Annotated in this window: 8 protein-coding genes and 1 pseudogene; all 9 read left to right on the top strand. The window is 41.1% G+C overall.

What is annotated here, in order from left to right:
* Positions 1–2290: pseudogene (locus HWQ38_RS03100) on the top strand (ATP-binding protein); the annotation flags it as partial.
* Between the two features lie 207 nt (positions 2291–2497).
* A complete protein-coding gene (locus tag HWQ38_RS03095; RefSeq protein ID WP_292789935.1) occupies positions 2498–3034 on the top strand; it encodes a GAF domain-containing protein in 537 nt (178 codons plus the stop codon).
* Positions 3035–3217: 183 nt separating this feature from the next.
* Positions 3218–3607: a VOC family protein gene (locus HWQ38_RS03090; RefSeq protein ID WP_292789934.1), complete on the top strand. Its 390-nt coding sequence runs from the start codon at positions 3218–3220 to the stop codon at positions 3605–3607.
* 208 nt (positions 3608–3815) lie between these two features.
* Positions 3816–3962: a hypothetical protein gene (locus HWQ38_RS03085; protein ID WP_292789932.1), complete on the top strand. Its 147-nt coding sequence runs from the start codon at positions 3816–3818 to the stop codon at positions 3960–3962.
* A 45-nt stretch (positions 3963–4007) separates the two neighbouring features.
* On the top strand, positions 4008–4154 hold the full coding sequence (locus tag HWQ38_RS03080; RefSeq protein WP_292789931.1) for a hypothetical protein: 147 nt from the start codon (positions 4008–4010) through the stop codon (positions 4152–4154).
* 61 nt (positions 4155–4215) lie between these two features.
* The gene (locus HWQ38_RS03075; protein WP_292789929.1) at positions 4216–4503 is read left to right on the top strand and encodes a hypothetical protein; all 288 of its coding nucleotides are present in this window, start codon (positions 4216–4218) and stop codon (positions 4501–4503) included.
* Positions 4504–4553: 50 nt separating this feature from the next.
* Complete coding sequence (locus tag HWQ38_RS03070; RefSeq protein ID WP_292789927.1) at positions 4554–4904, top strand: VapC toxin family PIN domain ribonuclease; 351 nt, start codon at positions 4554–4556, stop codon at positions 4902–4904.
* 88 nt (positions 4905–4992) lie between these two features.
* A complete protein-coding gene (locus HWQ38_RS03065; protein ID WP_292789925.1) occupies positions 4993–6180 on the top strand; it encodes a class I SAM-dependent methyltransferase in 1188 nt (395 codons plus the stop codon).
* Positions 6181–6686: 506 nt separating this feature from the next.
* Entirely contained in the window at positions 6687–7565 is an 879-nt protein-coding gene (locus HWQ38_RS03060) for an NAD(P)-dependent oxidoreductase (protein ID WP_292789923.1), read from the top strand.
* The last annotated feature ends 86 nt before the right edge of the window (positions 7566–7651 follow it).

Raw genomic sequence — 7651 nt, 5'->3', positions numbered from 1 at the left:
ATTGATTCAACAATCGCTAATAATTTTTGCTTACCGCAACTTATTGAGCGGATACGTAATTGGGACTATTGAATTAATGGGTAATTGCTCTCTGAAAAATCAGCTTGAATATATCCAAAGTTCTCATCCTTCAGTACTTTATTTTATCAAAAAGCGGATTGTTTCTGATAACCTGTATGGTATAGATATTATGGAGGAAGCAACGGAAATTGCTAAATTACGTCTTTTCTTAGCTTTAGTTTCTTCGGCTCACGATGTGGAAGAGTTAGAGCCTTTACCTAATATTGATTTTAATATTATGGCGGGTAATTCGTTAATTGGTTTAATTAAAGTAGATGATACTGCTTTTGATGCTGTGGGAAATTCACTGCAAGGAAATTTATTACAGTCTTTAGCCGCAGATAATTATCAGAAAATTCTGGAAGAAAAGAATAAATCTGTTGAGTTGTACAAAAAACACGCTTTTTTATCTAAGGAATTACCGGATACAGATACTCCTCAAGAGACTCGATTGATACACATCCGCACAAATATTGAGGAACTAAATAAAAAATCGCAAGAAAAGTTAAATGTTTTGCTGTTGGATGAGTTTAGTAAGCGTTTGGGTATCAAGTATGAGGAGGTTCAGTTAACTGGAAAATCAGTGAAGCGGGTTTTGGAGGTTGAGGATATTGCAGCTTTAAAGCCGTTTCACTGGGGTTATCATTTTGACAAGGTTTTAGAACGCGGCGGTTTTGATGCAATTATTACTAATCCACCTTGGCAAGTATTTAAGCCGAATGCAAAAGAATTCTTTGCCCATTACAACGATTTAGTGACAAAGAAGAAGATGGACATTCATGCTTTTGAACAGGAACAAGAAAAACTTCTTAAAGACTTAGAAATTGCTGCGGCTTGGTTAGATTATCAAAAACAGTTTCCTTACATCAGTGATTATTACCGTTTATCTGAACAGTACAAAAATCAAGTTCCTATTGTAAACGGTAAGAAAGTAGGCACTGATATTAATCTTTATAAAATATTTTTGGAACAGTGTTTTAATTTATTAAGTCCAGGTGGTGAGTGTGGCATCGTTCTTCCTAGTGGTATCTACACCGACTTAGGAGCAAAAAAACTACGGGAAATGTTATTTAATCAAACTCAAATATCTGGATTATTCTGCTTTGAAAACCGCAAGATAATTTTTGAAGGAGTTGATAGCCGCTTCAAGTTTGTTGTCCTCACGTTTGAGAAGGGTAGTAAAACAGAAGAATTTCCAGCGTCATTCATGCGCCATGATGTACAAGAACTGCAAAATTTTCCCAATGATGAAAGCTTCTCTATCAGTGTTGAATTAGTACGCCGTTTCTCACCTGATTCTATGTCAATAATGGAATTTAGGAGTAGAGAAGATTTAGACATTACTGAAAAGTTACTTAGTTATCCATTGCTCTCTGATTCCAACTTGGGTTGGGGACTTGAGCTTTATGGTGAAGAACTTCACATGACTCGCTCAAAAAAATATTTTCAGCAATCACCAACTAAGTATGCCTTATATGAAGGAGGAATGATTTGGCATTTTCAGCATAACTATGATAAACCTCATTACTGGATTAAAGAATCAGATTTAAGAGAAGTATTTTTGCAGAAACGTGCGAAAAGAATAAAGTTTACTGGGAAAGTTAACGAAAATTTAAAAAATGATTATGAGGTTTATAGACTGGCAATACGCAAAATAGCTTCTAACACCAATGAAAGAACGTTAATATCTACTGTAATCCCAGCTTGGTCATTTGCTGGTAACTCGCTTACAGTAAATTTTCCTTTCCATCACAATACAGATAGATATAACGATTTAAGAATATCAAATTCGGAGTTACTCGTTCTTTCTTCATTACTAAATACCTTCGTAGTTGACTATACTCTTCGCTCACGTATGACTACGAATCTTAATTCTTTTTATCTTTACCAACTACCCGTACCACGTTTAACAAAAAACGATCGCTACTTCAACGATATTGTACAACGCGCTGCCAAACTCATCTGCACGACACCAGAATTTGACGAACTCGCGCAAGAAGTCGGTCTAGTTTCGCATCAACAAGGCGTTAACGATGATACAGAACGCGCTAAGTTACGCGCTGAACTCGATGGGATGGTAGCACACCTTTACGGGTTAACTGAAGATGAATTTAGCTACATCCTCACTACTTTTCCGATTGTGAGTGCAACTGTTAAAGAAGCAGCTTTGTCAGCTTATCGTAACTTTGAGCCAATGTTTGGAGTCTCAAAAATATTAGCATCTATCTAATAGCGGAAGAAAACCTCACCCTGGTTCTGCTACGCAAAACCTGTCCCTCTCCTTAGTAAGGAGAGGGACAGGGAGGGGAGGGATGTTTGGTAGGACGGGATTAGGTTAAAATGAATTGTTGGTATAAATGGAAGAATGTATTTATATAAGGTCTGATAAATTATTATATAAATTCAGCAGTATTTACTTAATTGTAATTTTAGAACTGTGCAAATTCATTCTCACTCAGATTTTAACCAGAACTGCGATCGCTACGAACAGGGTTTGCAACAATTGCTCGATCGCCTTGTCAGAACAATGCAACGCGATGAGTTAGTCCGGGAAACAACGAATCAACTCCGAGAATCGCTTCAGGTTAATCGGGTGGTGTTGTATTATTTTTATGGACGGTGGCAAGGACAGGTGACTTTTGAATCTTTGAGTTCTAAAGAATTCTCAATACTTGGTTCCACTGGCCCAGATGATTGTTTTAATGATGAGTATGCTGCTTTATACTTAGCAGGACGGACAAGAGCGATCGCTGATATTCAATTAGAGCCAATGGAGTCTTGTCATCGAGATTTTCTCAGCAATATGCAGGTTCGCGCTAACTTAGTTGTACCAATTTTGATTAAGAGAGGATTATGGGGATTGTTAGCAGCACATCACTGCGAAAGTCCTCATGATTGGTCGCCATCAGATATACAAATGATGCAAATAGGAGCGCAAACTCTCGCAACAGCCCCTTATATACTAGAAAGTTAAAGTAATTAATTCAGTTAAAAGGGCGGTTAGAAACCGCGTCTACACAGGCAAAACCCACCTCCGTGGGTTGAAATCCCTGAATTTTTTCTTAGTCCGCGGAGGCGGACTTTGTTTGTATAGCCGCGAATTCCATTCGCCTTGGCTCTTGGCAGCACTGATTTTTCTAATCAGGAGTAAAGAATTATGAAATTTGGTTACACGGTCATCTGGGTAGAGGATGTAGTTAAGACGGTTGAGTTTTATGAAAAAGCTTTTGGTCTAGTTCGTCGCACTCTCGAAGAACGGGGGCATTTTATCTGGGCGGAAATTGAAACCGGAAATACTACATTAGCTTTCTCCTCAAGTAGCGAAGCACAAAAGTTATTTCCTGGCGGCTTCCATGCTAACGATCCTACGCAACCACCAACATTAATCCAGATATCATTTATCACTCCTGATGTTGGCAGCGCTTATATGAAAGCGATCGCGGCAGGCGCAAAAGCATTAGATGCCCCGAAAGCCCAGCATGGGGGACAAACAATTGCTCGTGTCCGCGATCTTAATGGTGTGCTGGTGTCGTTGGTGAGTGGCTAGGTAGCAAATTGTTTTTTAGCAAATGTCTTGAGCTAGAAAACTACTTCTAGATTTTGCTTAGAGACTCACAAATAAAAAAATACTCAAGTACTTCTTGTGGGGTGGGCAGCGTTCGACTGAGCGCTGCCCACTCTACAAGATTGAATAATTGATTTGTTGGAAATCCCTTATCCTGAAGATAGGAAAACAGCACAGCCCAAATATTAAAATGCTACTTATTCCTACTGTTGCCCCGATTCCACTTGTAACTGATGCAAATGGCGTTGTTCGCATCAACAAAACTCGCGTCACTTTAGATACAGTCGTTACAGCTTTCCTTGAAGGGGCTACAGCAGAAGAGATTAAGGAACAGTAGCCATCGCTCCATCTTTGGGATGTCTATTTCGTAATCGGTTATTACTTGCAACACCAAGCCGAAGTTAATGCCTACCTTCTAGAGCGTCAAAGACTTGCCACAGAGGTGCAACAGGAAGCTGAAAAGAATTTTAACCTAATGGGAGTGCGCGATCGGCTATTAGCAAAATACAACCTTCAAATATTTCATTAATGAGGGCATAAAACAAGCAAAGCTATAATTACCGTAGCCTCTAGCCATGTTGCATACTTCTATGACTCATCTTCTGACACTGGAACTGAACGATCAGATTTTCACCGCGATTCAGCGACAGGCTGAGGCGATTGGCGTTCCTCCTGAACGGCTAGCTGCAACGTTGCTAGAGCAACAGTTTGGACAAGTTTTTAAATTGTTGCTGTCTGAAGCCGAAAAGGAGACAGCACGAGCCAGATTTGAACGCCATTTTGGGACACTTAATCTCGAACATCCCATTGATCTGAACAATGAGAGTATTGATGTAGATTTGGTGAGAGAGTATGCCAGTAACCACGAGGAGGGTTAATGCTCCTCAATACCTCTGGGTTACTTTGTCTGCACTATCAGACTGAGCTCTTGCATACTGAAGCTATTGCTGCCTATAAGAGAGCAACAATCCGATTAACCCACAGCTATATCATTGCTGAGTACGTCGCGTTAGCCACTGCAAGGCGTTTTCCGCGTTCATCCGTCCTTGCTTTTGTGGTTGACTTGCTGGATAACATAGATATAAAAACGGTTTGGGTGGATGAGCCATTGCACCGGAGAGCAGTCGATCTCTTAATGGAACGGGAGGATAAAACTTACTCTTTATGTGATGCACTGAGCTTTGTGCTAATGCGCCAGCGCGGGATTACAGAGGCATTGTCTACTGATCGGCACTTTGAGCAAGAAGGGTTTATCCGCTTACTGCGACCCGCAGGCTAACACTACAGGTTTCAATTTTTACACTTCGCTTAAATTGATTGTGCTGCTGGCAAGCATTTATTTTCTCGACTCCCCAATCTCAAATTTTATGGATTCAAATCCAGCATTGTGTGCAGCGATCGCAAATCACATTAATACCACTCCTCAACAACGAATTACTTTTGCCCAATTCATGGACATGGTATTATACCACCCTGAATACGGCTACTATTCTAGTGATGCAGTCAAAATTGGCTTTCAAGGTGGTGATTTTTTCACTTCTCCAAACCTCTGTGCTGACTTTGGCGAGTTACTTGCAGAACAATTTTTGCAAATGTGGGAGATTTTAGGAAAACCTGTACCCTTTTCTCTGGTAGAAATGGGAGCAGGTCAAGGGCTGCTGGCATTACATATCCTTAAATATCATCAGCTGCACTACCCAGATTTTTTTAGAGCGCTGGAGTACATCATTGTTGAAAAGTCGCCAACTTTAAGACAAGAACAACAGCAACGCTTGCAAGATTTACCCGTGCGCTGGTGCAATTTAGAGGATATACCACCGAATGCGATCGCAGGCTGCTTTTTTTCTAATGAGTTAGTAGACGCATTTCCCATACATCAATTCATTCTAGAAACGGGAGAACTCCGAGAAATTTATATAACCACAGATCAAAATGAGAAAGAAACCAATGCCCCATGCCCATCATTTGTGGAAGTCACAGGGGAACTTTCAACGCCCCAACTGGCGGAATATTTGGATTTAGTAGAAATCAACTTTGCCCAAAATGCATATCCAGATAGTTATCGCAGTGAAATTAATTTAGCGGCTTTAGACTGGTTGAGTATAGTAGCAGACCGCTTGCAGCGCGGCTATGTGTTAACAATTGATTATGGCTACGCTGCCAGTCGTTACTATAATCCCAGGCGATCGCAAGGAACGCTACAGTGTTATTATCATCACCGTTTCCATGACAACCCCTATATCAATATTGGGCGACAAGATATCACTGCCCATGTTGACTTTACAGCTTTAGAACGCTGGGGCGAAAAGTGCAATTTAAAGAATGTTGGTTTTATCCAGCAGGGATTATTTTTGATGGCGTTGGGTTTAGGCGAACGTATTGCTGCCCTTTCTGATCAAAAGCAACCCCTCTCAGAGTTACTAAAGCGGCGGGACGCACTACACCAACTTATAGATCCCACAGGACTAGGTGGTTTTGGAGTCCTAGTTCAGAGCAAAGGTTTGGACAATACAGAAATTTCTCAACCGCTAAAAGGATTGACTCTGCCAGAATAAAGGTAAAGAAAGAAAAGTTAAAATAGCATAACAGTGATTACTCTAAAGTGAAACACACTACAAAAGTACTAATTATGACTACTCACGACCTGCTAATGCTAGTAACCTTACTTACTCCAGGTATTTTACTTTCAGTGATAATTATGGCGACTTTTGCTGCAGGTGGTTGATTGCCAGAGTTAAGGAGCTACGGTGTACACACAAGTCATCGAATTACCCAAAACAAAAACCTCAAAGAGTCCTAACGGACATCCCTCTCCTTACCAAGGAGAGGGACAGGTTTTGCCTAGCAGAACCAATCTTTGAGGTTTCTTTGGGCTATTCGATAAACCGTAAATTGTGTTAAGAGAGACTTGTGTGTACACGGCAGAGTTAAGGAGTGGGCAGTAGAGAAACTGGGATTTGCGATCGGATCTCAAATAACTACTTCCCAATTAATTTGAATCAAACAATGCGATCGCAATGTCCACGATGGGCTGTGACGCTGTACCAAAGGAACGTAAAAAATGAAGGTGGCATTTCTGGGAACTGGACTGATGGGACTACCAATGGCTCAAAGGTTATTAGCCGCAGATATACAGCTAGTTGCCTACAATCGCACCCCAGAAAAATTAGCACCACTACAAGCAGCTGGGGCTGAAATTGTCACACATCCGCGCCACGCCATTCGTGCTGCTGAGTGCGTAATCCTCATGCTTACTAATGCCTCGGCCATTTATAATGTGTTGCTTTCAGATACGGCTTGGCAAACTCTGGAAGGGCGCACGATCATCCAAATGGGAACAATTACCCCCACACAAAGCCAGGAAATTAGAGATGCAGTTGTTGCAGGTGGTGGTGAATATTTAGAAGCACCCGTATTAGGGAGTATCCCGGAAGCAAAAGCTGGGAAGTTGAGTGTTATGGTAGGCGCCGAACCAGAACAATATGAACGCTACTTCAAGTTACTCCAAAATTTTGGCACAGAACCTTTACTTATCGGGCCAGTGGGATCTGCGGCGGCGCTGAAATTGGCACTAAATCAACTAATAGCTTCCCTAACAACTAGCTTTGCTTTGAGTCTAGCTTTTATCCAGCGTCAGGGTGTCGATGTAGATGTATTTATGCAAATATTGCGCGACAGTTCACTCTACGCACCTACCTTTGACAAAAAGCTACAACGGATGTTGGATGGCAATTATGCTGATCCGAATTTTCCCACAAAACACTTGCTTAAAGATACAGAATTGTTTATCTGTGAGGCGAAATCTCGGAGTTTGGATCTCAGCAGTATTAAAGGTGTGCGGCAAATTTTGCAAACAGCCGTGAAAATGTCATTTGCTGATGATGATTACTCATCACTATTTTCTGTAATTAAGGAATGGGGAGAAGCGATCGGGGAATAAATAGACCACACGGTAGGGGCACAGCATTGCTCATTGGTGTCAACTTAAGAGGATAAAGCCCATATTTGCTGGGTGCGAGCGTCAAT

Origin of the sequence: Nostoc sp. NMS7, from assembly GCF_017115085.1 — a bacterium.
In the GTDB taxonomy this organism is placed as follows: Bacteria; Cyanobacteriota; Cyanobacteriia; order Cyanobacteriales; family Nostocaceae; genus Nostoc.
The sequence above is the reverse complement of the archived record's forward strand: the minus strand, read 5'-3'. Positions and strand labels throughout refer to the sequence as shown.

Excerpts from the sequence above, each read along its gene's own strand:
- HWQ38_RS03065 (WP_292789925.1), top strand. The coding sequence starts at position 4,993 with ATGGATTCAAATCCAGCATTGTGTGCAGCGATCGCAAATCACATTAAT.
- HWQ38_RS03085 (WP_292789932.1), top strand. The coding sequence starts at position 3,816 with ATGCTACTTATTCCTACTGTTGCCCCGATTCCACTTGTAACTGATGCA.
- HWQ38_RS03060 (WP_292789923.1), top strand. The coding sequence starts at position 6,687 with ATGAAGGTGGCATTTCTGGGAACTGGACTGATGGGACTACCAATGGCT.
- HWQ38_RS03090 (WP_292789934.1), top strand. The coding sequence starts at position 3,218 with ATGAAATTTGGTTACACGGTCATCTGGGTAGAGGATGTAGTTAAGACG.
- HWQ38_RS03075 (WP_292789929.1), top strand. The coding sequence starts at position 4,216 with ATGACTCATCTTCTGACACTGGAACTGAACGATCAGATTTTCACCGCG.